A 2,020-nucleotide genomic window follows, 5' to 3' on the forward strand; every position below is an offset into this window, starting at 1 on the left:
CTTGAGGTCCACGGTTACCTTCTTCGACGCTGAAAGTTACTGCTTGTCCTTCTTCTAAAGATTTGAAACCTTCAGATTGGATAGCTGAGAAATGTACGAATACATCGTCTCCGTTTTCGCGTTCGATGAAGCCAAAACCTTTGTCTGCGTTAAACCATTTTACTGTACCTTGTTCCATAATTGAAAATCCTCCTCGTGCTATTGCACATATATCATACATTGTTGCTAACGCTACGGATCGGAATTTTCGTAATGCAATTCTTTTCTCTAACCCAACAAAATGTTAAATTCATTGTATCATGCTTAACTCAATAATGCAAATCGAAATGGCAAATAATATTTAAATACCACTACCTGAAGGAAAGAAAACCAACGGCTTACGTGTTTTTATTTGCGCATTTTACCGCTGTTTCGGTCAAATCGAATTTTCCATACCTTCTGCTGCTCTCTTTCCCGACTTTTTCTCTTCAAGGATGTAGTGCCCCGCAAATCCCAGCAAGAACACAATGGCTACGATGACGGCACTCATGCCGGCTAAAATGCCGAATGCATCCGAAAGTGCCCCTGTAACCATCGGCATAATGATAGCGCCCAGGCCTCCGATGACCAACAAAGTGCCAAGAGCCATTGGATAAGTCCGGACGGTTTTCCCGACTGCAGCGATTATCGTCGGATAGATGCCGGCCATCGAAAAACCTACACCAAAAATCGCAAAGGTAATCAGACGGACATTGGTTGTGGACAGTAGCAACAAATAGAAAATTGCTGTGCCTGAGCAGGTAAGCAACAACAGCGTCCCCTTCTTGAAGAAATCACCATAATAGGCACATAGAAGTCTGCCGGCCAACATCGCCACCCAGAGGAGCGAAGCAAGGACTTGGGCGTATTCTGTCGTCATCAGATTTGAATCCACAAAATATTTGACCATCCATCCATTGATGCACGCCTCTGCGGCCAGATAAAAGAAAAGTATGCCAGCACCTGTCCAAAAGCTTTTCAATTTAAGGAAGGCATAGGAGGTTACTTTCGCATTTTTAACCGTTTTATCGTCAATCTTCATCTTCGAAAAAAGAATCATAGACAGAAGAGCCAGCGCAACGATCACTCCAGCAGCGACTTTCCAACCCGTCTCCCCAAATAACCGGGAAGATATAATGACCAGAAACGGTGCACTCAATGCCCCAACCGCAAAGATGCTGTGAAGAAAGCTCAAGGCAGCGGGACTGCTGTCCGATACTTCATTCACTACGCTATTGTTGAAATTGGATATGCTACCCCGACTGATGCCGGTGAAAAGGAATGCCAATATCAACAAGACAGGATTCCCGCTGATCATCATGATGGAAAAACCCACCACGACGAAACTGCACAGAAAGATGATTGCCTTTTTTCTGTCCAGGTAGACAGGAATAATCCCGGCTAAGAAGCCTGCAGCGAGATTTCCCAAAGAATGAGCTGAGAGCAAAGTACCACTCATGGTGTCACTCAAACCATACTCATCGCTTATCAGCGGCAAGAATGATCCCAAAATCATCGCATATAGCCCATTCACCGCAAACACAAAGAAACAACAAAGCAAGATATACCTTTCTTGTTTGTCCAATTTAGAATAAAATGTTTCTTTTACCAATCCTTGCACACTCTCCTTAATTACAGTTTTTTATTCGCAGCTAATCATGTTTCCAATAAGCACTTAATGCCATCATATCACAATTAACCAGCGGCGGATTAGGACCAACGCCCTGTTCACAATGTGGACACGAATGGCTGTCTTCAGCATTGGAGGGAAACAACATGCCATGGGACATTTATTGCGGACTTCCATTGAACGAAAAAAAGAACCCGATCCGAAGATCAGGTTCCTATAAGTTTAATTTGAATTAAGCTTTAGTAACGTTTGTTGCTTGAGGTCCACGGTTACCTTCTTCGACGCTGAAAGTTACTGCTTGTCCTTCTTCTAAAGATTTGAAACCTTCAGATTGGATAGCTGAGAAATGTACGAATACATCGTCTCCGTTTT

3 protein-coding genes are annotated in these 2,020 nt (G+C 43.4%); all 3 read right to left on the minus strand.

The window, feature by feature from the left end:
- The coding region (locus WBM30_RS01120) for a cold-shock protein (protein WP_272162241.1) at positions 1 to 178 on the minus strand (178 nt) is incomplete at its 3' end.
- 237 nt (positions 179 to 415) lie between these two features.
- Positions 416 to 1,630, minus strand: a complete 1,215-nt coding sequence (locus WBM30_RS01125; RefSeq protein WP_424898973.1) for an MFS transporter — start codon at positions 1,628 to 1,630, stop codon at positions 416 to 418.
- 250 nt (positions 1,631 to 1,880) lie between these two features.
- The coding region (locus WBM30_RS01130) for a cold-shock protein (RefSeq protein ID WP_424898974.1) at positions 1,881 to 2,020 on the minus strand (140 nt) is incomplete at its 5' end.

It is taken from the genome of Trichococcus sp. (assembly GCF_049684335.1).
Taxonomy (GTDB): Bacteria; Bacillota; Bacilli; order Lactobacillales; family Aerococcaceae; genus Trichococcus.